We start from the raw sequence: 21,449 nt of genomic DNA, 5'->3' as shown, positions 1-21,449 counted from the left end.
GAATGTGTTTAATTTTATTTGCCTATAAAGCACATCCAAAATATAAGCTGATTATCGCTGCAAACAGGGATGAAGCATACAACCGTGCCACTGCCCCAGCGGCTTTTTGGGAGGATGTCCCGGAGCTGCTTGCCGGGCGTGACCTTGAAAAAATGGGTACCTGGATGGGAGTGACCACTTCAGGAAAATTTGCCGCCTTGACTAATTACCGGGACCCAAGTGAACAGACTGCTGGAAAAAGAACCCGCGGGGAGCTTGTGGCTGATTATCTGAAGGGTTCGAATCATCCTGAAACCTATCTGCAGAAAATGGCAGAACGGCGTCTCGAATATCCGGGATATAATCTTCTGGCCGGTGACCATGAGGAACTCTATTATTATTCGAACCGTGGAAATCACCCTGTGAAAATAGAGCCAGGCATCCATGGAGTAAGCAACCATCTGCTCAACACAGATTGGCCGAAAGTGGAAAAAGGCAAAGAAGGATTGGAGAAAATCATTTCTGAAAACTCCCCAGACTTGGCAGAACGTTTGTTTAGTCATTTGGAAAATGCAGATCCTGCCCCTGACCATAACCTGCCTTCAACCGGAGTTTCTCTCGAATGGGAACGTTTGCTGTCACCGATGTTCATTAAAAGTGAAGGATACGGAACAAGAAGCTCGACTGTCATTTTAATGAATGACAAAGAGATCTATTTTAACGAACGGGTTTTCACAGAAGACCAACGGACAAACCAGGAATTCTTCATAACACTGTAAGCAAAACAGACAACCTCTATCCTGGTTGTCTGTTTTTATGAATGGCTGTCTCCGGAACAACAGGCTCCGGTTGATGTGGCAAGCAGAACCTGATGAAAGAACAGTCTTTACAATGCAAAGCTTTTAGCTGCTGCTTGGTATTCTACCCTTAAATTTTCAATGATTTTCCGGACTGGAAGGATTTCTTTTATTTCACCCACCCTGGCCCCTGCAAATACAAGGCCATTCTCTACATCGCCTGCAACAGAGGTAAGCAGCGAGTCGAGTGTGCAAAATTGATAGGAGCAATTTTTCAGGCAATCACGGCATTTTTTGATTCTCAGTTTATCTGAAGTTGTAATTAGTCTCGTAAAATGGTTTGCAATTGCCCGTCCATGTAATCCTACAGTTGTTTTTACCAGCTGTAAGTCCTCTTCTGCAGCGGAGACATACTTTTCCTTGAAGCTTTGCGGAGCATCACATTCCTCGCTTGCCACAAACCTTGTGCCCATTTGCACACCGGAGGCTCCAAGTGATAATGCCCTGGCGATATCGGCACCTGTCATAATTCCTCCCGCAGCAATTACTGGGATCGACACAGACTCAACAATCTCGGGAAGTATATCAAATAACGGCTTATCTGTTCCAAGATGACCGCCTGCTTCAAAACCCTCTACCACAACTGCAGCAGCACCCAAACGTTCCGAAATTTTTGCCAGCTTCGCAGAGGAGACGATTGAAATGACAGGGATGCCAGCTTGTTTGCCCCAGGAATACATATCCCTTGAGATCCCTGCTCCAGAAATGATGAAATCCACTTTTTCAGCTAAAGCAGCTTTCATTTTTTCAGCAAAGTCATTCATAGCAAACAATACATTTACGCCAATGTATCCCTTTCCCTGTGTTAACTCTCTGGCCTTCCTGATATGTAACCGTAATTCCTCGGTCGATATCCCTGTTCCGGAAATGATGCCTATACCTCCTGCGTTTGCTACCGCTGAGGCTAACCCGCTCAGTGAGATTCCTACCCCCATTCCTCCTTGCATGATTGGAACACTTGTAACCATGTGGCCAAGTTTAAGCTCTGGAAAATTCATGCTAATACCCCTTTCTGACTTTATTCCTTTGCAGTTTAACATGTTGGATTATAAAAAGAAGTGATTTTTAGCACCAGATATTAAGTTTAGGTATAATTATTTAGTCTTAAATTTTGTCGAAAAAAAAGACGCAGAAAACTAATTCTGCGCCTCACTTCTAGATTTGTACTTAAAAATCGAAATTATCCGGATCCGGTCCAACACGTTCGTTTTTGTTCAGGCTGTTCAGACGGTCCATGTCATCGGTGGAAAGTTCAAAATCAAAGATATCAGCATTTTCAATAATGCGATGCTCCTTGATGGATTTTGGAATTGTCACAACGCCATTTTGCAAATCCCAGCGAAGGATAATCTGAGCTGGTGACTTCCCATGCTTTTCGGCAATCTCGACAATCGTCGGCTCAGACAAAAGTTCACCCTGTTTCAATGGAGACCATGCTTCCATTTGGATCCCTTCGGCTTTACAGAATTCCAGCAGCTCAGTCTGGGCCAGATGTGGATGGTATTCAACCTGGTTAACCATTGGCTTGATTTCTGCATCCGCCATCAAATCTTTAAGATGGTGGACGTGGAAGTTACTGACACCAATCGCGCGGACCCGGCCGTCTTTATATAGCTTTTCAAGAGCTTTCCATGTTTCCTTATATTTTCCCGCAACCGGCCAGTGAATCAGGTAAAGATCAAGATAATCAAGGCCCAGCTTCTCCATGCTTGTCTCAAAAGCTTGAAGAGTGGATTCATAACCCTGATCCGAATTCCACACCTTTGTCGTGATAAACAACTCCTCACGAGAAACATCAGCTTCTTTAAGCGCCTGTCCTACGCCTTCCTCATTCTTATAGACCGCAGCTGTATCGATGCTTTTATACCCATTCTTAAGGGCAGCTTTTACAGACTCAACAACTTCTGAACCTTCCTTCACCTTGAACACGCCAAGACCAAACCAAGGCATCTTGACTCCGTTATGTAATGTAGTTGTATCCTGGAGATTTTTTGGCATCCCATGCGCCTCCTCTTCAAATTAATACTTTTCTATTTTCTCACATTTAGGGATATCTAAAAAGTAATTGGAATTGAAGGGACTGTTTGGGGGGGAAGGAGTGTCGTTATTTTGACAGGTTACGGGTGCTGGGAGGGAATGCTGTCAGGAAAGTGCTGTTATTTTGACAGGTTACGGGTGTTAGCAGTAAAAGCTGTCAAGAACCAGCTGTTATTTTGACAGGTTGGAGGTGTTGTGAGTAAAAGCTGTCAAGAAAGTGGCGTTATTTTGACAGCTTGGGGGTGTTAGCAGTAAAAGCTGTCAAGAAAGTACCGTTATTTTGACAAGTTAGAGGTGATAGCAGTATAAGTTGTCAAGAAAGCACCGTTATTTTGACAGGTTACGGGTGTTAGCAGTAAAAGCTGTCAAGAAAGTGCCGTTATTTTGACAAGTTGGGGGTGTTAGCAGTAAAAGCTGTCAAAAAAGTGCGGTTATTGTGACAGGTTACGGGTGTTAGCAGTAAAAGCTGTCAAGAAAGCCTCGTAATTTTGACAGGTTAGAGGTGTTGACAGTGAAAGCTGTCAAGAACCTGCGGTTATTTTGACAGGTACAAAGCAAATGCGGTACAAGCTGTCAAATTCAGAACCTGATCTCGGCCAAATACCTGTTTCAAAACACAAAAATCTGCCCGTAGGAGTCTTTCATTTTCAGGAATGGGGTAGATTCACTTTATACAGTATCAGAAGGAGGGAAAGGACATGATCATTAAAGTGTTGGGAACGGGTTGTGAAAAATCCAAGGTTCTTGAGGATAATATTAATTTAGCGATCCAGGAAGCGGGGGTCGCGGCTATTGTTGAAAAGATCGAAAATAGGAAGGAAATCGAAAAGTATGTCGCAAATTGCACCCCCGCTGTGGTCATTGATGAAAAAGTAGTCTCGGCAGGCAAACAGTTAACAGCGGAGGAAATCAAGAGATTATTCTAAAGCAATCAGGCCACCTTCACGGCCTGGTTCTTTTCTAGAAATGTCTGTGTAGCCCATAGTGAGATGAGGAGGATCAGTTCAAAACCGTTGGTCGCTGCATCGCTTTCCAATGGAATGGGAACAGCACTGCCGATTCCCATTAGGATGACACCGATGGCCATCCATTTCCACTTCCTTTTTTTCCAAAGGGTGATGCCGGCAATAAGCAAAGCGGCTGTAACGCCTATGATCATGATTGGCGGACCATGGGAGCCTGAAGATTCATAGCTTAACACTCCATATGAGTGGTCTGGCTCCAACTTCAGACCTATCGTGTTTTGAACAAGTTCAGAAATGACCATGGCCAGTGTGAGGAATCCAGCGACAAGCAACCCGCCTCGCCCTTTTAACCATGAGGTGGCCGTCTCACTGGCTGCGGCCCAGGAAAACATAATCAGTAATGGAGTGAAAAGGGCATGAAACCAAAAACGCAAAAGGTTCATGTTTTTTAAAAAAGAGCCTTCGCCAATCATGCTTCCAAACGCAAGAATCAAATTGTCATATACCAGTCCAAACGTTACGAGTAAAAGCACATTCATCCACCTGAAAAATCCGTATTTGATTGAAGCTTTTAAACCCCACAGGAATAAAATTAAGTAGATGAGGGAATATAAAGCATAGATATAAGGGTCCATGGAACGAGTTCCTCCCGGTCGAGTTTATACCATTGTTCCCGTTGGGCCGGAAGTAAAAACATGTGTCAATGTTATTAACTTTTTTATAGTTTCTAACAAATAAATTGTATTCTTAAAAATTACTAATAGTTTTATAAGTGAACTTCATATATCATGGGAAATGTAAGCATATTCATCGATATATTTTAGACGGAGAACAGGAGAGAACATGACGACATTAAATAACATTGCATGGGTAACCGACAGTACATCTTCACTATCTGAAGAATTCATAAAAGAAAATCATATATATGTTGTACCTTTAAGCATTATTTTTGGCGAAGAATCCTATTTGGAGGGCGTTGATATTACAGCCGAGGATTTTTATCCAAAGCTTGCGGCATCAAAGGTACTGCCTAAAACATCGCAGCCCGCGATCGGCGAGTTTGTGGAACTTTACCAGAAGCTTAAGGAGCAATACAAGCATGCGATTGCGATCCACGCTTCAAGTGCCCTTACAGGAACTTACCAATCTTCAGTAGCTGCATCCAGCATGGTGGACTTCAAGGTGGATGTCATCGATTCGAAAATTGGTTCCTTTCCATTGGGACGCATGGTTGAAAAGGGGATTGAGCTTCAAAAAGAAGGCAAATCCTATGATGAAATCGTATCCTATTTAAGGACGCTGCCTGACAAGGCCAATCTGTATATGGCGCCGGGTAGCCTTGAGCAGTTGCATAAAGGCGGCCGCCTGTCGACTACCCAGGTGATCATCGGCAGCTTGATCAAACTGAAGCTGATCGTCAGGTTCGATGATGGGAAGGTTGTTCTGTTTGATAAAATCAGGACAGAAAGAAAAGTGAAGGAGCGCCTGTTCCAAATTTTAGAGGAGGCCTCTGCCAATGTAAAGGAAGCGAGTGTCATTCATGGAAATGTGCAGCAATTGGCAAACGAATGGCAGGCAGAACTTCAGCAGCGTTTCCCGGAAATCTCTTTTACAACGACTACATTCAGTCCGGTTGCCGGCACACATACTGGCCAAGGCACTATCGGCTTGGCATGGGTAAATGAATAGAACATAATTTAAAAGGAATCAGCCTGTGCAGGGCTGATTCCTTTTTAAAAAAGAAAGCCCGCAAACTTAATAGCTGCGGGCTTTACATTGCTATACATATATAAAATAACCGACAAACAGGAATCCAAGGACATACATAATTGGGTGGACATCTCTGGATTTGCCCATGCCAAGCATCATCAACGGGTAAAGAATGAAACCAAGCGCGATCCCTGTTGCGACACTGAAAGTGAGCGGCATCATAATGATCGTCACGAACGAAGGAATGATGACGGCAAGGTTACTCCAGTCAATCTTGCTGATTTCAGTTGCCATCAGCGCACCAACGATAATCAGGGCCGGTGCGGTAACTTCCGGCGTGATCACGGATAGTACAGGGGAGAAGAACAAGGCGGCGCTAAAGCAGGCCGCAATAATCACGGAAGTGAAACCCGTGCGGCCCCCGACTGCAATCCCCGCAGATGATTCAACGAATGATGCTGTTGTTGATGTGCCAAGTACAGCACCGGCAACCGCCGAGCCAGCATCTGCAAGCAGGGCACGACCTGCATTCGGGATTTTATTATCCTTCATCAATCCAGCCTGACTCGCTACCGCAATCAGCGCACCAGCCGTATCGAAGAATGCAACGAAAAGGAAAGTGAAAATGACAGCCAGCACATCTGGTGAGAAAATATCGCCCAAATGGTTGAAAACGACACCGAAAGTAGGTGAGATGTCTGGAACCGTGCCGATAACAGCATCAGGTTTTTCAATCAGGCCTGTAAAAATCCCGATGATCGTGGCAATGACCATTCCGTAAAAAATCCCGCCGCTGACACCGCGGGCCATCATGACCACACTGATGATGAAGCCGAACAAAGCAAGCAATACCGGTCCCGATGTGAGGTTGCCAATCGATACAAATGTCGCTTCACTGCCAACAATGATTCCAGCATTTTTCAGGCCGATGAAGGCGACGAAAAAGCCGATTCCCGCTGCGATGGCATGCTTCAAGTCCTGTGGGATGACATTTATGATTTTTTCACGGATCTTCAAAAGACTGAGGATGACAAACAGGACTCCCGCAATAAAGACGCCGGTAAGAGCGACCTCCCATTCAACACCCATCCCGATGCTGACGCTAAAAGTGAAAAAGGAATTCAAGCCCATGCTTGGAGCGATTCCAATTGGAAAATTGGCAAGCAGGCCAATGAGCAGAGAGCCAATGATGGCGGAAAGAGCGGTAGCTGTAAAAACGGCTCCCTTGTCCATGCCAGCCTGGCTGAGGATCATCGGGTTGACGACAAGAATGTACGCCATCGACAAGAACGTCGTAATCCCGGCAAGAGACTCTTGTTTATAACTGGTGTTTCGTTCTGCGAATTGGAAAAAATTTTTCATATGTGCTGTCCTCCTGGTTGTTATTTTTTGGAAAATAAAAAACTCCGGCAGTGCATGCTGCCGGAGTACCACAAAGGACAAATAGATGCCAAAAAAGAGTGGCAAATATGTAAGTCCCTTGTAGTCACGCCTTTTACGGTAGCATGGTAGAAACGTTCGAGCCATATTCTCGAACATATACAAGGAATAATGATAGATTTAAATAATACTAGAGATAGTATCAGTTATTTTTTTCTAGGTCAATTGGATTTCCGGAAGTTTATCTATTTGATTTTTTCTGATTATTAGCAGGAGGACATTAAATGTTCTGGAAGTGGGCTGTCAAATTTAGATACTGTTTTCCAAGTCGCGGAATTATGGTGGAAATTCGCGAAATTAGATGGTTGTTTCGCGGAATTACAGGTAGATATCGCGGAAAAATCATTCAATTTCGCGGAATTCAAAAACTTAATCCCTAAATTCACGATATAATAGGAGAAAATCCCTATAAATACAATGGAATTTGTAAGATCGTTTGAAAAGGAGTTAATAAAATTGGCGATTATCCAAAATGAGAAGCGTTCAGAGAGATTTGAAGTGGCTTTCAACCGAATTCATTCATGGTTGCAGAGGATTACGCGGAATGGAACGACAGATAAGTATTCAGAACTGCTGAGGGTCAATTATGCGAAGCATTCCATTATCCGGAAGTACTATCATGATTTAAAAATGTACGGCCGGCTAAGGAATTCACTTGTCCACGATAAAATTGCGCTTGATTTTTACATAGCTGAACCACATGAAAAAGTAGTGGAGAAAATCGAAATGATTGCCAGCCAGGTATCTGATCCGAAAAATGCGTTGGAGATTGCGACGAGGCCTGTGTTCTATTTTCACGAAGAAACCGGCTTGATCGATGTTTTGAAAATCATCCAGAAAAGAGCTTATTCGCAATTCCCCGTTTATGATGAAAATGGCTTTAAATGGCTGCTGACATCGAATTGTATAGCGCAGTGGCTCGCGGGAAATTTGCTGGAGGGCGGAAAGGCGCTCGAAGACAGTAATATCAGTGACCTTGAGTATCTTCATTCACAAAGATTCGTTGAATTTGCGGCAAAGGATTCGGATATTTTCACCGTTGAAGATATTTTTGAAAAATACCATTTGGAAAGCAGGAAACTGGAAGCCGTTCTGATTACTGAAACTGGAAAGCCTTCAGAAAAGCCGATCGGGATGATAACTCCATGGGACTTGGTTGAAATTGATGCGATGGAGTAATCCCTGCGCTGGTATCGAAAGTCCTGCCATTACGGAGTTTTGACAACTTTTTGAATGAAATATGTGAATAAAAAATGAACTAATCGGCAAAACACCCCTGTTTGGATGACAACTTACTATAATGATAGTGTAATCCAAACGGAGGTGCCAATAATGAACGTAACGACGATTATTGAGTTGGAAAATCGCGAAGTGGAAAAAATGGCTGGCGCAAAACTGGTTTTCACTCAGGAGCAGGTTGACGCAAATATCGTGGAGACATGTGTAGATTGTTTTAAATATGAAGGCTCAGATGAATGCCTGGATACGGATGATGCAATGCAGAGGGTATTTGAAACATTGAAAGCTGACGGATTGATTCCTGAAGCAGTGCAGGATTTTTCCTATGAAATGCCTTCATGTGAGAGATTGAGAAAAGATGTATACGAAGAACAGGACATGCCGCAAAAGGTCGTCCTGAGTTTCGCAATATAAGAATGATAAAAAAGGAGTTCATCATGAACTCCTTTTTTATCGAAAACGTGACTTTTGTCAAAGAGAAGAGAAAAAAAAGCTACTATAATGGTAAATGAAAACGCTTTCAAAAAAGGGGGTGGAGCCGTGAAGCTAGGTGCGGATATTACCATCATTACCGGCCATTTCGGCAGCGGCAAGACCGAACTATCAATCAATCTGGCGATAGATGCAGCAAGGAAAAGGGATAGAGTCGCAGTAGCCGATCTTGATATAGTTAATCCGTATTATCGTGCCAGGGATGCGAGGGACATTTTTTTAGAAAAAGGGATTGAATTGATCGCACCTGCTGAAAGGCTAGCTGCTGCGGATTTACCGATTGTTCCCGGTGATTTGAGCAGGGTGATTTATGATCCGGCATATAAGCTGATCGTCGATGCCGGCGGGGATAAGGATGGTGCGACAGCACTGGGCCAATTTTACAACGAGTGGAATGAGATGAAGCCAGAGGTACTCTTTGTCCTGAATGCCAACCGGCCTTATGTCAGCAATCTGGAAGGTGCAATGGATACGTTAAAGAAAATTGAAAAAGCTTCAAGACTGAGGATTACCGGTATAATCAATAATTCAAATGTTGGAAATGAAACCACGGTTCAGGATGTAGCGAATGGCTTGAAACTGAGTATGGCTCTATCAGATCAGCTGGGGATTCCACTGGTGTACACGGTACTGCCGCAGCATTTAGAAAAACAAGCTGTCGATATTGAGTGGGCAGCCCCAGTGAAAGTGATCTCCAGGTATTTAAAATTGCCGTGGGAAATGTAAAGGAGGGCAAAAGCAGTGGAGAAGAGAGTTGTTTTTAACGAAGAGACCTGCAAATCGTGTAAGTTGTGCGTGAATGCTTGTCCGACAAATGTGATCTATCTGGCTGATTACTTGAATGAAAAGGGATACCGGCCAGCCGTCGTCACGGATCAGGAGAACTGTATCAGTTGCGGAAAATGCGCGCAAATGTGTCCGGATTCTGTGATCACTGTCTATAGGCCTGAGAAGGTTCGTAAATCTGTGTAACAAAGGAGAGATGACAATGGGGAAAGTATTGATGAAGGGTAATGAGGTGATCGCCGAAGCTGCTGTCCATGCGGGCTGCAAGTATTTTTTCGGCTATCCGATTACCCCGCAGAGTGAGCTTGTTGCCTATATGGCAAGGAGGCTTCCCGAGGTTGGCGGGTTATTTTTACAGGCGGAAAGTGAAGTGGCTGCGATAAATATGGTTTATGGCGCGGCAGGAACCGGAGTTCGCGTGATGACGTCTTCTTCAAGCCCTGGTTTCAGCCTGAAGCAGGAGGGCATCTCCTATCTTGTTGGGGCAGAACTGCCGGCGCTAATCGTGAATGTTGTGCGCGGCGGTCCCGGGCTTGGGAACATCCAGCCGGCCCAATCGGACTATTTCCAGGTAACAAAGGGCGGAGGGCATGGCGATTATCACACACCAGTCCTGGCGCCTTCAACTTTACAGGAAATCATTGACCTGACAGAAGCAGCATTTGATATTGCCGACCGCTATCGCACGCCTGTCATCCTGCTTGGCGACGGCATGCTCGGACAAATGATGGAGCCAGTCGAGTTCAAGGAGCTGAGAGAAAGGGAGCCGGAACAAAAGGAGTGGGCGACGACAGGAACCCGCGGGGACGGCAAGCCAAGGATCATCTCTTCACTCGAATTGAATGCGGATGCCCTGGAAAAACGCAATGAACATCTTCAGAAAAAGTTTGCGCTGATTCAGCAAAATGAAGTCAGATTTGAGACATATGAAACTGAGGATGCTGATTATATCGTAACGGCTTATGGAACCTCTGCCAGGATTGCCATGAATGCGATTAACAAAGCGCGGAAAGACGGACTGAAAATCGGCATGATCCGCCCAATTACTTTATGGCCGTTCCCTGAATTGCCGTTTGTGGAGACTCGTGACCGGGTGAAGGGCTTTCTATCAGTTGAGATGAGTGCTGGCCAAATGGTCGAGGATGTCAGGCTGGCTGTCGACGGCAGGTCTCCAGTTTCATTTTTCGGCCGGACAGGCGGAGTAGTGCCGACGCAGGAAGAAATCTATGATCAAATCATCAAGCTGGCCGGGGGTGTTGAGGTATGACGATGAAAACGGTGTTCGAGAAAACAGCGGGGCTGACGGATACCCAGACACATTATTGTCCTGGCTGCACCCATGGAATCATCCATAGGATGGTAGGGGAAGTACTGGAAGAAATGGGCATCCTCGAGGATACGGTCGGAGTGGCATCGGTAGGCTGTTCGGTACTGTCCTATGAATATTTCAATTGTGATATGACACAGGCAGCACATGGCCGGGCTCCTGCAGTAGCGACCGGAATCAAGCGTGTCCTTCCAGACCGATTTGTTTTTACCTATCAGGGGGATGGCGACCTGGCGTCGATTGGGATTGCAGAAGCTGTCCATGCGGCAGCGCGGGGAGAAAAAATTACCGTCATCTTCGTCAACAACGCGATTTATGGGATGACAGGCGGACAAATGGCGCCGACCACCCTGATCGGCCAAAAAACGGCAACAACTCCTTTTGGCCGGAATGCGAGTATTCAGGGGCTGCCGATCAGAGTTAGTGAGATGCTCTCAACTTTGGATGGCACAGCTTATATTGAACGGGTTTCCTCACATGATGTCCCGAATATTATCAAAGCAAAGAAAGCAATCCGCAAAGCGTTCGAAACACAGCAGCAAGGGCTTGGCTTTTCGATGGTCGAGGTTCTATCAAGCTGTCCAACAAACTGGGGGCTGGACCCGAATGAATCACTAGATTGGATCAAGGACAATATGGTTCCTGCTTATCCTCTCGGTGTGTATAAGGATATCCAAAAGGGAGATGTTCGCTGATGGAAGAAATACTGATTGCCGGCTTTGGCGGCCAGGGGGTCATGTCGATGGGCCAATTGATTGCCTATGCCGGAATGACAGAGGGAAAGTTTGTATCATGGCTTCCTTCCTACGGGCCTGAGCAGCGGGGTGGTACCGCAAACTGTGCAGTCGTTGTCAGCGAGCAGCAGGTTGGCTCGCCGCTTGTTTCAAGGCCGACGACAGCTATTGTCCTGAATAATCCTTCTTATGAAAAATTTGAGCCAGTGGTAAGAGCCGGAGGATTACTCATTGTAAACTCCTCATTAATTTCAAAAAAATCGGAAAGAACCGATATCACGGTGTTAAATATCAACGCAACAGACAAGGCCAATGAGCTTGGCAACCCAAAAGTCGCCAATATGATCCTACTGGGTGCATTTTTGGAGGAAACGGGAATCCTGCCTGATGAATCGATCCTGGAAGCATTGAAAAAAGTGCTTGCCCCTGAAAAACATTCTCTGCTGAATATTAATCGGCGGGCACTCGAACTCGGGCGAACATTGACGAAGGTGACTGCTTCTTGATGGAGGCCTCGGTATAGGATTATGTTTCCCGCAGATTAGTCGATTTTGGGATAGGAATGGGTTTATCCAACTGTAAAATGTGCCCGAAAAGGGAGCGGATCCCTGATTATGGTCACATAAAGAAGAAATATATGCCCGAAAACAGAGCAAAACCCAGTTTACGGTCACATAAATAGCAGTTAACCTAAAACCTGCTCCTGAAACAGAAAGTCTATCTTAATTTCTGTTTGCAATACCCCCAATTGCCTGGCAAATATGATGTGGCAAATTCAAAACCGCTGCCAGTTTTTCAATGGCAGCGGTTTTATCGTTGTAAGTTATTCTTCATTTAAAAGTTCAAGAATGAATGGAACAGCTGCCTGAAGTGAAGGGGCTTTTTGGTCTGCACTTGTTTCTTCGGTGCCAATAAAGACGGTTTTACAGCCGGCTTTTTTTCCTGCTACAATATCGCGTTCGTGATCGCCGACCATGACGCTTCCTTCCAGGTTGATGTCATGCCTGCTGGCGAGGTCCAGTAGCATGCCGGCATTCGGTTTTCGGCACTCGCAACCGGCTTTTGGTTTGTGAGGGCAATAGGCAACTTCCTTGATATGGCCGCCGTGTTCCTTGATCATCTCAATCATGGTGTCATGAATTTCGTGTAGGCGTTTTTCTTTTAAAAATCCCAGACCGACGCCACCCTGGTTTGTGACAACAAAAATTTCATAACCGGCTCTGCTCAGTTCCGCCACGGCTTCGGCTGCACCTTCAAGCAGGTACAAGTCTTCCGGTGAGTTGACGAATTTTACCCGGTGAGATAGTACTTCATTCAGGACCCCGTCCCGGTCCAAGAATATCGCTTTCTTTTTCATTTTGATCCTCCATTATTAAGAAATGTTTTTTCGGTCTTCTGGTGGCGGGAAACATAGCGGTTGCCGGTGATCCAGAACCGCCATGGATAGTCTCTTGCTTCTCCGGAGTTATCGATGCCGATTCTTTTGCCTGACGAAATGCTATCTGGTACGAATCCCGGTGCAATGAAAAGTGGTTCCTTCGTTAAAGGATGTCCGTAATCTGACATATTGATCCCGAGCGCTTTTGTCAGCTTCCCTGGACCGTTGGTGAGATTGGCTGATTCCGGCATGCCCCGTCGTTTGACCATTAAATCCAAACCTGATAATGGTTCCACTCCCCGGATTAACACAGCCTCTGGATTGCCTGCCTTTCCACTGACAACATTGAATAGGGTATGGGTGTGCATGACATACGTATAGGCCAATCCAGCCTGATGGAACATGATCTCAGTCCTAGGTGTCCTGCGATTATTATAGCTGTGTGCTGCCTGATCCATCGGGCCGATATAGGCTTCCGTCTCGACAATGATTCCGGCGGCTGTCCCTTCTTCGGTTTCTTTTACAAGGATGCAGCCCAGCAGGGAAGCAGCCAAATCGAGGGTGGGCTGCTGAAAGAAATCATTTTCCAGCGGGCTCGAAAAATTGAATTGTTCCTCCATAAAATCTCCTCACTAATCATTTTTACCTTTATACCCTGCAAAAGGGAGAAACAAAATTTCTGACGGAAAAAATAGCAGTCAAGGCCAAGATGGTTTATAGTAATTTTAAAGCTATTCCAGATTTAGTTTTTTAAAAGGGAGTATAGATTATGTGGAAAAAATGGTTAACGGTTGGAGTGGCTGCTGCAGTCATCATCCTTCTTGTTCCTTACAGCCTGCCGCTCATTTTTGCCTTCCTGACTGCAGTCATGCTTGAAGGAGCGGTTCAGTGGATCATGAAAAGATTTTCATTTCAGCGACTCCAGGCAGTGATCGCTGTGTTCCTTGGTTTTGTTCTCCTGCTAGGAGTGATTGGATATAATCTTGTCTCAATTATCGCACACCAGGCAGTATCATTATCGGAAAAGACGCCAACTTTTGTAAGGGACATTTACAGGACAGCAATCTTGCCATTGATGCATAAATGGGAATTCTACTCGAAAAATTTCCCGATTGAAGTCATTGCTCAAATTGAGGAGACAATTGAAAAAAACATTAATGCACTCGATTCTTTTCTTCAGCAAGCCGTTGCAGGCATTATCAATCTGCTTGCGGCTATCCCTGGATTCATGATTGAATTTCTTGTGTATTTAATCGCGTTATTCTTGTTCAGTCTTGAACTTCCCAGACTGAAATTGAAACTTGAGTCCCACTTGAAGGAACAAACCCGGCAAAAGGTTTTTCTAGTCGGCAGCCAGTTAAACAAGGCGGGAATCGGATTTTTAAAAGCGCAGATCATCCTGAGTTTTGTCACCTTTGTAATGGCAATGGCTGGTATGAGTATTTTAGGGGTGAAGTATACCGGCCTTCTGTCACTGCTAATTGTGGCAGTTGATATCCTGCCCATTCTCGGTACAGGTTCGGTACTGGTTCCATGGGCTGTCATTGCGATTCTTCAGGATAACAATTTTCTCGGGATCGGTTTGATTATCCTGTTCTTCGTCATCACTGTTGTCCGAAGGGTGATAGAGCCAAAAATTTATTCTTCCAGCCTTGGGATTTCTCCGCTTGCCTCTTTGATCAGCATGTACATCGGCCTGAAGCTGCTGGGGATAGCGGGTATTTTTATTGGACCAATCATTGTGATTATCTATGAAACCTTAAGAAAAGCGAATGTGATCAAACTGAACTTCAAGATTTAATGTTTGAGTCGGATTCTTGGATAGCATGACATGATTACGCATAAATTATGTTTGTTATCAAGAAGGAGGGACTCAGAATGAATGTTGGCCGGGCAAAGGAAATTGTTGAGTCAGCGGATTTAATCAATGTGACATATGATGGCACTCCCGTCATTATCCAGCATGTTGACGAGAAAACAAAGATGGCAAGGGTCTATTCAAAATCTGAACCGGAATTGGAAAGAGACGTGCCAGTCCTTAACTTAATAGAAGATTAAAAAACGGGAGATGATTATATCTCCCGTTTTTCCGTATCGTATAATGGCAAATCAATTTTGAAAATAGTTCCTTGTTCCAATTTGCTTTTTACCTCGATCCTGCCGTTCATTTCATCAATGATTTTGTGAACGACCATCATGCCGAGTCCGGTGCCTTTTTCAGCCTTGGTGGAAAAGTAAGGCTCACCAAGCCTGGCCAGTTGCTGGGGGGTCATGCCGCAGCCTGTATCTTTTATAGAAATGGTAACCTGCCTGCCTTCGGTTTCCCTGCAGCTGATCACGAGGTCCCCACCGTTTGGCATAGCTTCTATGCCATTTTTTATGATATTCAATATACACTGATGGAATTTAGAAGCTTCCCCGGAAATATTCATTCCCTCCATCAAATCCTTTTTTATGCTGACCGAGAAATGATTGGCGTATGGAATGATGAGTTCAAGAGCTTTTTCAATCTCTGTCTTCACACAGATGGATGAGGCTGTCCCGGATTGCGGTTTGGCAAAAGTGAGATAATCTTTTATGATCGTCTCCGCCCGATCAAGTTCATCGATAGCAGTATTCAAATAATAGAGGCGTTTCTCCTCCTCTATGGATGGATCCTTCAGCATCTGTAAAAAACCTCTGGTAACGGTCAGGGGATTGCGGACCTCATGGCTGACACTTGCAGCCAGCTGGGAAACGACTTCAATTTTATCCGATTTGATTACAGCATTATGTAAAACAAGATTTTGCTTCATGATTTCAATATAATAAACAATAATAAATATTCCCACTGTCAGAGTTACTCCGTATATGACCATAAACTGAATGTCATTAGGGTTCTTAAAAACTGCCGCTTTCATCAGGAAAATGAGGAGGGTATAGGAAATAGCAACAGCCACTACTGTATAAAGCTTTTTAGCAAGAGGGAAACTCCGAAATTTTAATGATATGTATGAAGTGAAAACGGTGATGGTCAGCATATTGAAAAAGTTGACCCATACACCATCGCCTCCCAATGGAATCCTTACCAAACCCACAACCATGAAAAGGAGGATGCTTACAATCGGGCCGCCATAAAGGCCTCCGACGACTACAGGAATCAATCGTAAATCAAAAATGAAATCACGGTTGATCATCAGGGTAAAAGTCATGCAAAAAACGATCTGGCTTCCTGCCAATAAGACAATCAACGGTTTGGCGTGCCTTTGATATAATGTTTTAAACTTGTTGATGATAATGTATTGGAATACAAATGTAGTGATCAGGATGAAGATTAGATTCAATACAAGAACTGTTAAAAGGTCCATATTTTAAATCCCCAGTCATCAAGTGGGCTAAAGCCCCGTTTAAAAAGACAAATTATTCGGATATATTACTTTTACTTTAACATAAAAAGGAATGTTGTTGAGGATTTTTTATGTTTAATGTAGTGTTACAGGAATTTAGTTAAAGAAAGCCTTTCTAGGCTAAATATTGGATTGGCTTAACTTTTTGAATATATAATACCGTTAAGAGTATGGTTTTAGGAGGGAAGGAAATGTCAAAAAACGCATTAATACTATTCACCCGGCCAATGTGAACAGACTGCCAGGAGGCGAAGGAGTTTCTTTCGCTTAACCATGTACCTTATGAAGAAATCAATGTCCAGAATGAACCTGAAAAGGAAAAGCAACTTAAAGAGATGACTGGGACTGTAATTGTTCCAGCATTCATTTTTACAAACACAAAGCTGCTGTTCTTGAAAAATAAAAAAGTCCTGATCGGATTTGAAAATAACAGGAGCGAAATAGAAAAACTCGTTGAAGATTTGAAGTAGATAGCAGACATAGGTGAAGAGGGTGTCCCTGGGGAATCATCAGGCGGACACCCTTTTTAAATTTATTTGTATGGCATGGAACCCTAGACACAGTCATAAAGTATACTATATAAATTTTAGGAAAAGGAGGAGAAAAATTTAATTCCGAGTTGACATATCAGAATACATGTATTATATTATTCGATATTGATAAAATAGGAGGGGAAATGAGTGACAACTGGATTAGTGATATTAAATATTGCAATCATGCTGGGTATTATAGCTGTTCTTTTTTACTTGCAAAAAAAGCATGTATCTTTTTCAAAAAGAGTATTCATTGCGCTCGGAATCGGGATTATTTTCGGTTTCGCACTGCAATGGATTTATGGGGCAGGTTCCGAAATCATCACCAAGAGTGCGGACTGGTTTTCAATCGTTGGCAGCGGATATGTGAAATTCCTGCAGATGGTTGTCATGCCGCTTGTGTTCATTTCCATTCTTACGGCTTTTACTAAGCTGAAACTGACCAATAATATTGGGAAAATCAGCACGCTTATCCTTGGCCTGCTGGTCGGTACCACGGCTGTGGCGGCTGCTGTGGGGATTGCCACTGCTGTTGGCTTCGATCTCGAAGCTGTCCAAATCACGCAGGGAGATGCTGAGCAGGCGCGTGCAGCTTCACTGGAAGAGACATATGGCGGGATTGAGGGACGCACAATGCCACAGCAAATTCTCGATCTGCTGCCAGCCAATCCATTCCTGGACTTCACAGGAGCAAGACCAACGTCTACTATATCTGTCGTGATTTTCGCAGCATTCATTGGAATCGCCTTCCTTGGAGTCAGAAGGAAGTCTCCTGAACAGGCAGAGCTGTTCGCGAAGATTGTGGATGCTTTTTATGCAGTCATCATGAGAGTTGTGACACTGATCCTGAGGCTGACTCCGTATGGTGTTCTTGCCATCATGACCAAGACAGTTGCCTTAAGTGATTTCGATGCAATCCTGAAATTGGGTAAGTTCGTAGCCGCATCTTACGTTGCTCTAGCCATCATGTTCATCATCCACTTGCTATTATTGACGGTTGCTGGATTAAATCCGGTCACTTATGTTAAAAAAGCATTTCCTGTGCTTGCATTTGCCTTCACTTCAAGGACGAGTGCAGGGGCATTGCCATTGAATATCAAAACGCAGCGCTCACTTGGTGTTCCAGAGGGAATCGCGAACTTTGCCGGATCGTTTGGCCTATCAATCGGCCAAAACGGCTGTGCCGGAATTTATCCTGCAATGCTGGCAGTCATGATTGCGCCGACAGTAGGAATCGATCCATTATCACCATCATTCCTGGTGACAGTGATTGTCATCGTGGCAATCAGTTCCTTCGGTGTCGCAGGTGTTGGGGGCGGGGCCACTTTCGCCGCATTGCTCGTACTATCTGCATTGAACCTGCCAGTCGGTCTTGCCGGCTTGCTGATTTCAATTGAGCCATTGATTGATATGGGACGCACAGCAGTTAATGTCAGCGGATCGATGACATCAGGTATCCTTACAAGCAGAATTACAAAGGAAATCGATTCTGCTGTCTATACAGATATGAATCAGAAAATCGAAGTGGAAGCTTAATAATGCAAAAAAAGCCAGCCAAGTATGTTGTGGCTGGCTTTTTATTGTGATTACAAAGCGATCAACGGAAAAGTTTTTAAGTCAATTCCCAACAAAAAAATCAGTAAACGATTCGTCGCTTAATCACGCACAACGATGTCATAAATCCTGCACAGGTTATGGTGAGCAGGGAAAAAATGAATTTTTCCATCCCAATCACCTTCAGTCCTGACAAAACCACTATTCCATCAATTATGAAAATCAAGATTCCGACATTAAGAGGAAAAAATTTATGAATCAATTGGGCAAATAAATCCGTTCCGCCGGTGCTTGTTTCATAACGAAGCATCAAGCCTATTCCGCAGCCTACCAAAATACCTCCCATGAATGCACTTGGCAAAATGCCTAAGTGTATTGCGCGTTTCACTGGTACGAATAAATCAATGAACAAGCTTGACGCCAACAAACCATACAAGCTATGAAAAAAGTATTTTCGTTCCAGTATCCATGCCAATAAGAATAGAGGTAAGCTCAGGAGGTTCATCGTGAGACCTGCAGGAAAACCATAAAAATAATGAATGATCAACCCAATCCCGATCATACCGCCATCCAGGAGGTGGTGGGGGACTAAAAATCCATTCACTCCTACCCCAAGCATTAAGCTTCCCACGAGTACAGCAAGTAATTTCCCTTTCATCTTTGATCACCAGCCCTGTCCGTCTCCCATTATTTCTATGTGGAAAGACAAGTGTTAGAACCATGGCAGCATAAAATGCCTTGCCGTTTTGATCTTAGGGTCGAAGAGAAAAAAATCCCGGATAAAAAAAGAACCCGCACTTGGCAGGTTCGGGTTGTGGCTCGTCCAATATCAAAAGATTAATGAGGCAGGAAGGCGAGCTGGTAAAAGAACAGCACTGCGAATACATAGAGTAACGGATGAACTTCACGCCATCTTCCTCTTACTACTTTTAAAAGAGGATAGGAAATGAAGCCAAGTGCGATTCCTGTAGCAATACTTGATGTAAGCGGCATGCTAAGGATAATCAGAAAAGCGGGGAATGCTTCATCAAGTTCATCCCATGTGATTTTAGAGATGCTTCCCATCATCAGGCTTCCGACAATGATTAATGCCGGAGCAGTAATAGCCGACAACCCGGAAACCGCGCTTACAAGCGGTCCGAAGAAAGCTGCAAGAATGAACAGCCCCGCTACTGTCAGGGAAGTAAGCCCGGTACGTCCGCCTGCTGCCACACCTGCGGATGATTCAATGTAAGCTGTCGTCGGGCTTGTCCCGAACATGGCACCAGCAGCAGTGGCAATCGAATCGGAAAGCAGTGCTTCCCTAGCACGCGGCATTGAATTGCCTTTCATCAGTCCAGCCTGATGGGCCACACCAATCATCGTACCAGTCGTATCAAAAATAGTTACAAGGATGAAAGAAAAGACGACAGCATATAAGCTGTTTTGGATAACATCCATCAATGCTGTCCAAGGATTCAGGACAATCATCCCTTCAGGCAGGGAGGGCATCGCCATGAAACCTTCATTAAAATTCAGTTGGCCAGTAAAAAAGGCAATGAGGGCCGTGGCCACCATGCCAAGGAAAAGGGCACCATTAATGTTCAGAACCCATAAGATAAGCGTAATGGCAAGTCCAGCTAAAGCTAGCATTGCAGAAGGTGAATGCAGGTCACCAAGTGCAACCAGGTTCGTCGGGTGTGCCGTGATGATCCCTGTCAGGCGCAAGCCGATAAAAGCAATGAACAAACCGATTCCGGCAGTGATTCCGTGCTTCAGGTTGACAGGAATCGCTTCAATCAATTTTTCGCGGAAAGATGTCAGCGAAAGGATGACAAAGATTAAACCTGCGATAAATACAGCGGCAAATGCTGTTTCATAAGTGATATTCTGATGGTTGCCAACAACGGAATAGGCAAAGTAAGCATTCAGGCCCATGCCCGGAGCGATGGCAATCGGATAATTAGCAAATAAGGCCATCCACAAAGTACCGATGACTGCCGCGATGATGGTCGCTGTGAAAACTTGTTCAAAGGGAACACCAGCATCAGCAAGGATGATCGGATTGACGACTACGATATAAACCATCGTAAAGAAGGTAGTTAGCCCAGCCATCATTTCAGTTTTTATGGTTGTGTTGTTCTCTTTTAATTTAAACATGAGTTCCTCCAAAATACGAACGATTTTTAAGCACAATAAATATAATATTCGTTTTTAGTTAGTTTTACAAGGGTAAATTTAAAGAAATCTTGATAATTTGTGATAGAGCATGGCAGTAAAATATGTAAAATGCCCATGTAACTTGTATTGTTCCCTGATATGCCAGTTTCCTTTCATTAAGGTTCCGTTTAAGGAAACTCCTTTATAGGGTGATGTGTCTACGGGGATTCGAAGCAGAAGCAAAAGTAAACCGCCAAGATTTCGGTCTTACATGGAATGCAGCACGAGAAACAGGCGGCGTCCTGGTTGGTAAAGACATCAAGATAAAAGGAGAACCCAGCAGCATGATTTCGATTTGAAAACCGTTCAGGGATTTGATGATCTCTGGACGGTTTTTTGTTTTGGTGGGGTGTTGCGTCGGGGGGATTTTGACAGGTTCGAGTGCTGGAGGTGAAAAGCTGTCAAGAAAACGAGGTAATTTTGACAGGTTCGGGTGCTAGAGGTGAAAAGCTGTCAAGAAAACGAGATAATTTTGACAGGTTTGGGTGCTGAGGGTGAAAAGCTGTCAAGAAAACGAGGTAATTTTGACAGGTTTGGGTGCTGGAGGTGAAAAGCTGTCAAGAAAACGAGGTAATTTTGACAGGTTTGGGTGCTGAGGGTGAAAAGCTGTCAAGAAAACGAGGTAATTTTGACAGGTTCGAGTGCTGGAGGTGAAAAGCTGTCAAGAAAACGAGGGAATCTTGACAGGTTCGGGTGCTGGGGGTGGAAAGCTGTCAAGAAAACGAGGGGATCTTGACAGGTTCGGGTGCTGGAGGTGAAAAGCTGTCAAGAAAACGAGGTAATGTTGACAGGTTCGGGTGCTGGAGGTGAAAAACAGTCAAGAAAACGAGGTA

At 44.4% G+C, this 21,449-nt stretch carries 22 protein-coding genes, 2 pseudogenes and 1 riboswitch; of the genes and pseudogenes, 15 read left to right on the top strand and 9 right to left on the bottom strand.

Annotated features, from left to right (window positions below; translation table 11 throughout):
* The first annotated feature begins 2 nt into the window (after positions 1-2).
* Positions 3-758, top strand: a complete 756-nt coding sequence (locus J7E38_RS19835) for an NRDE family protein (protein WP_214709608.1) — start codon at positions 3-5, stop codon at positions 756-758.
* 107 nt (positions 759-865) lie between these two features.
* Here the strand turns inward: J7E38_RS19835 and J7E38_RS19830 are convergent, their stop codons facing one another.
* A complete protein-coding gene (locus tag J7E38_RS19830) occupies positions 866-1,834 on the bottom strand; it encodes an NAD(P)H-dependent flavin oxidoreductase (RefSeq protein WP_214709606.1) in 969 nt (322 codons plus the stop codon).
* Positions 1,835-2,003: 169 nt separating this feature from the next.
* A complete protein-coding gene (locus tag J7E38_RS19825; RefSeq protein ID WP_214709604.1) occupies positions 2,004-2,834 on the bottom strand; it encodes an aldo/keto reductase in 831 nt (276 codons plus the stop codon).
* 737 nt (positions 2,835-3,571) lie between these two features.
* Here J7E38_RS19825 and J7E38_RS19820 point away from each other — a divergent pair.
* Positions 3,572-3,799 (top strand): thioredoxin family protein, encoded by a 228-nt coding sequence (locus tag J7E38_RS19820; RefSeq protein WP_214709602.1) that lies wholly within the window; start codon positions 3,572-3,574, stop codon positions 3,797-3,799.
* A gap of 5 nt (positions 3,800-3,804) precedes the next feature.
* Here the strand turns inward: J7E38_RS19820 and J7E38_RS19815 are convergent, their stop codons facing one another.
* Entirely contained in the window at positions 3,805-4,473 is a 669-nt protein-coding gene (locus tag J7E38_RS19815) for a hypothetical protein (protein ID WP_214709600.1), read from the bottom strand.
* A gap of 208 nt (positions 4,474-4,681) precedes the next feature.
* Between J7E38_RS19815 and J7E38_RS19810 the strand changes: the two genes are divergently transcribed.
* Positions 4,682-5,527: a DegV family protein gene (locus J7E38_RS19810; RefSeq protein ID WP_214709598.1), complete on the top strand. Its 846-nt coding sequence runs from the start codon at positions 4,682-4,684 to the stop codon at positions 5,525-5,527.
* Between the two features lie 90 nt (positions 5,528-5,617).
* Here the strand turns inward: J7E38_RS19810 and J7E38_RS19805 are convergent, their stop codons facing one another.
* Positions 5,618-6,910 (bottom strand): NCS2 family permease, encoded by a 1,293-nt coding sequence (locus tag J7E38_RS19805; protein WP_214709596.1) that lies wholly within the window; start codon positions 6,908-6,910, stop codon positions 5,618-5,620.
* Positions 6,911-7,011: 101 nt separating this feature from the next.
* A riboswitch (purine riboswitch) is annotated at positions 7,012-7,113 on the bottom strand.
* 331 nt (positions 7,114-7,444) lie between these two features.
* On the opposite strand from J7E38_RS19805, the gene J7E38_RS19800 reads away from it, so the two are divergent.
* From J7E38_RS19800 to J7E38_RS19770, 7 genes are all read left to right on the top strand, one after another.
* The gene (locus tag J7E38_RS19800) at positions 7,445-8,167 is read left to right on the top strand and encodes a CBS domain-containing protein (protein ID WP_214709593.1); all 723 of its coding nucleotides are present in this window, start codon (positions 7,445-7,447) and stop codon (positions 8,165-8,167) included.
* Between the two features lie 153 nt (positions 8,168-8,320).
* Positions 8,321-8,641, top strand: a complete 321-nt coding sequence (locus J7E38_RS19795; protein ID WP_214709591.1) for a hypothetical protein — start codon at positions 8,321-8,323, stop codon at positions 8,639-8,641.
* Between the two features lie 126 nt (positions 8,642-8,767).
* Positions 8,768-9,445: a nucleotide-binding protein gene (locus J7E38_RS19790; protein WP_214709589.1), complete on the top strand. Its 678-nt coding sequence runs from the start codon at positions 8,768-8,770 to the stop codon at positions 9,443-9,445.
* 15 nt (positions 9,446-9,460) lie between these two features.
* Complete coding sequence (locus tag J7E38_RS19785) at positions 9,461-9,691, top strand: 4Fe-4S binding protein (protein ID WP_214709587.1); 231 nt, start codon at positions 9,461-9,463, stop codon at positions 9,689-9,691.
* Between the two features lie 16 nt (positions 9,692-9,707).
* On the top strand, positions 9,708-10,772 hold the full coding sequence (locus tag J7E38_RS19780) for a 3-methyl-2-oxobutanoate dehydrogenase subunit VorB (protein WP_214709585.1): 1,065 nt from the start codon (positions 9,708-9,710) through the stop codon (positions 10,770-10,772).
* A complete protein-coding gene (locus J7E38_RS19775; RefSeq protein ID WP_214709583.1) occupies positions 10,769-11,527 on the top strand; it encodes a thiamine pyrophosphate-dependent enzyme in 759 nt (252 codons plus the stop codon). The genes J7E38_RS19780 and J7E38_RS19775 overlap by 4 nt, the downstream gene beginning before the upstream one ends.
* Positions 11,527-12,072, top strand: a complete 546-nt coding sequence (locus J7E38_RS19770) for a 2-oxoacid:ferredoxin oxidoreductase subunit gamma family protein (RefSeq protein WP_214709581.1) — start codon at positions 11,527-11,529, stop codon at positions 12,070-12,072. The genes J7E38_RS19775 and J7E38_RS19770 overlap by 1 nt, the downstream gene beginning before the upstream one ends.
* Before the next feature lie 317 nt (positions 12,073-12,389).
* Here the strand turns inward: J7E38_RS19770 and J7E38_RS19765 are convergent, their stop codons facing one another.
* Positions 12,390-12,923, bottom strand: a complete 534-nt coding sequence (locus J7E38_RS19765) for a D-glycero-alpha-D-manno-heptose-1,7-bisphosphate 7-phosphatase (RefSeq protein WP_214709579.1) — start codon at positions 12,921-12,923, stop codon at positions 12,390-12,392.
* Complete coding sequence (locus J7E38_RS19760; protein ID WP_214709577.1) at positions 12,920-13,564, bottom strand: DNA-3-methyladenine glycosylase; 645 nt, start codon at positions 13,562-13,564, stop codon at positions 12,920-12,922. The genes J7E38_RS19765 and J7E38_RS19760 overlap by 4 nt, the downstream gene beginning before the upstream one ends.
* A gap of 149 nt (positions 13,565-13,713) precedes the next feature.
* On the opposite strand from J7E38_RS19760, the gene ytvI reads away from it, so the two are divergent.
* Both ytvI and J7E38_RS19750 read left to right on the top strand, forming a co-directional pair.
* The gene (gene ytvI, locus J7E38_RS19755; RefSeq protein WP_214709575.1) at positions 13,714-14,745 is read left to right on the top strand and encodes a sporulation integral membrane protein YtvI; all 1,032 of its coding nucleotides are present in this window, start codon (positions 13,714-13,716) and stop codon (positions 14,743-14,745) included.
* Positions 14,746-14,822: 77 nt separating this feature from the next.
* A complete protein-coding gene (locus tag J7E38_RS19750) occupies positions 14,823-15,002 on the top strand; it encodes an H-type small acid-soluble spore protein (protein WP_214709573.1) in 180 nt (59 codons plus the stop codon).
* A 14-nt stretch (positions 15,003-15,016) separates the two neighbouring features.
* On the opposite strand, the gene J7E38_RS19745 is transcribed toward J7E38_RS19750, so the two are convergent.
* Positions 15,017-16,291: an ATP-binding protein gene (locus tag J7E38_RS19745; RefSeq protein WP_214709571.1), complete on the bottom strand. Its 1,275-nt coding sequence runs from the start codon at positions 16,289-16,291 to the stop codon at positions 15,017-15,019.
* A gap of 287 nt (positions 16,292-16,578) precedes the next feature.
* On the opposite strand from J7E38_RS19745, the pseudogene J7E38_RS24385 reads away from it, so the two are divergent.
* Positions 16,579-16,800 (top strand): annotated as a pseudogene (locus J7E38_RS24385) (glutaredoxin family protein); the annotation flags it as partial.
* Between the two features lie 246 nt (positions 16,801-17,046).
* Positions 17,047-18,399, top strand: coding sequence for an L-cystine transporter (locus J7E38_RS19735; RefSeq protein WP_251030409.1), 1,353 nt, complete (start codon positions 17,047-17,049; stop codon positions 18,397-18,399).
* 100 nt (positions 18,400-18,499) lie between these two features.
* Here the strand turns inward: J7E38_RS19735 and J7E38_RS19730 are convergent, their stop codons facing one another.
* The gene (locus J7E38_RS19730) at positions 18,500-19,075 is read right to left on the bottom strand and encodes a YitT family protein (protein WP_214709566.1); all 576 of its coding nucleotides are present in this window, start codon (positions 19,073-19,075) and stop codon (positions 18,500-18,502) included.
* 179 nt (positions 19,076-19,254) lie between these two features.
* Positions 19,255-20,556: an NCS2 family permease gene (locus J7E38_RS19725; protein ID WP_214709565.1), complete on the bottom strand. Its 1,302-nt coding sequence runs from the start codon at positions 20,554-20,556 to the stop codon at positions 19,255-19,257.
* A 224-nt stretch (positions 20,557-20,780) separates the two neighbouring features.
* On the opposite strand from J7E38_RS19725, the pseudogene J7E38_RS23995 reads away from it, so the two are divergent.
* Positions 20,781-20,915: pseudogene (locus J7E38_RS23995) on the top strand (YceI family protein); the annotation flags it as partial.
* Positions 20,916-21,449 lie beyond the last annotated feature (534 nt).

Source organism: Bacillus sp. ISL-35 (assembly GCF_018613355.1).
GTDB lineage: Bacteria > Bacillota > Bacilli > Bacillales > Cytobacillaceae > Mesobacillus.
The sequence above is the reverse complement of the archived record's forward strand: the minus strand, read 5'-3'. Positions and strand labels throughout refer to the sequence as shown.

Bases quoted from the DNA above. Each gene is read 5' to 3' on its own strand.
- J7E38_RS19730 (WP_214709566.1), bottom strand. From the start codon at position 19,075: ATGAAAGGGAAATTACTTGCTGTACTCGTGGGAAGCTTAATGCTTGGG.
- J7E38_RS19780 (WP_214709585.1), top strand. From the start codon at position 9,708: ATGGGGAAAGTATTGATGAAGGGTAATGAGGTGATCGCCGAAGCTGCT.
- J7E38_RS19795 (WP_214709591.1), top strand. From the start codon at position 8,321: ATGAACGTAACGACGATTATTGAGTTGGAAAATCGCGAAGTGGAAAAA.
- ytvI (WP_214709575.1), top strand. From the start codon at position 13,714: ATGTGGAAAAAATGGTTAACGGTTGGAGTGGCTGCTGCAGTCATCATC.
- J7E38_RS19770 (WP_214709581.1), top strand. From the start codon at position 11,527: ATGGAAGAAATACTGATTGCCGGCTTTGGCGGCCAGGGGGTCATGTCG.
- J7E38_RS19815 (WP_214709600.1), bottom strand. From the start codon at position 4,473: ATGGACCCTTATATCTATGCTTTATATTCCCTCATCTACTTAATTTTA.
- J7E38_RS19745 (WP_214709571.1), bottom strand. From the start codon at position 16,291: ATGGACCTTTTAACAGTTCTTGTATTGAATCTAATCTTCATCCTGATC.
- J7E38_RS19830 (WP_214709606.1), bottom strand. From the start codon at position 1,834: ATGAATTTTCCAGAGCTTAAACTTGGCCACATGGTTACAAGTGTTCCA.
- J7E38_RS19835 (WP_214709608.1), top strand. From the start codon at position 3: ATGTGTTTAATTTTATTTGCCTATAAAGCACATCCAAAATATAAGCTG.
- J7E38_RS19820 (WP_214709602.1), top strand. From the start codon at position 3,572: ATGATCATTAAAGTGTTGGGAACGGGTTGTGAAAAATCCAAGGTTCTT.
- J7E38_RS19760 (WP_214709577.1), bottom strand. From the start codon at position 13,564: ATGGAGGAACAATTCAATTTTTCGAGCCCGCTGGAAAATGATTTCTTT.
- J7E38_RS19725 (WP_214709565.1), bottom strand. From the start codon at position 20,556: ATGTTTAAATTAAAAGAGAACAACACAACCATAAAAACTGAAATGATG.
- J7E38_RS19765 (WP_214709579.1), bottom strand. From the start codon at position 12,923: ATGAAAAAGAAAGCGATATTCTTGGACCGGGACGGGGTCCTGAATGAA.
- J7E38_RS19775 (WP_214709583.1), top strand. From the start codon at position 10,769: ATGACGATGAAAACGGTGTTCGAGAAAACAGCGGGGCTGACGGATACC.
- J7E38_RS19810 (WP_214709598.1), top strand. From the start codon at position 4,682: ATGACGACATTAAATAACATTGCATGGGTAACCGACAGTACATCTTCA.
- J7E38_RS19805 (WP_214709596.1), bottom strand. From the start codon at position 6,910: ATGAAAAATTTTTTCCAATTCGCAGAACGAAACACCAGTTATAAACAA.
- J7E38_RS19825 (WP_214709604.1), bottom strand. From the start codon at position 2,834: ATGCCAAAAAATCTCCAGGATACAACTACATTACATAACGGAGTCAAG.
- J7E38_RS19735 (WP_251030409.1), top strand. From the start codon at position 17,047: ATGCTGGGTATTATAGCTGTTCTTTTTTACTTGCAAAAAAAGCATGTA.
- J7E38_RS19750 (WP_214709573.1), top strand. From the start codon at position 14,823: ATGAATGTTGGCCGGGCAAAGGAAATTGTTGAGTCAGCGGATTTAATC.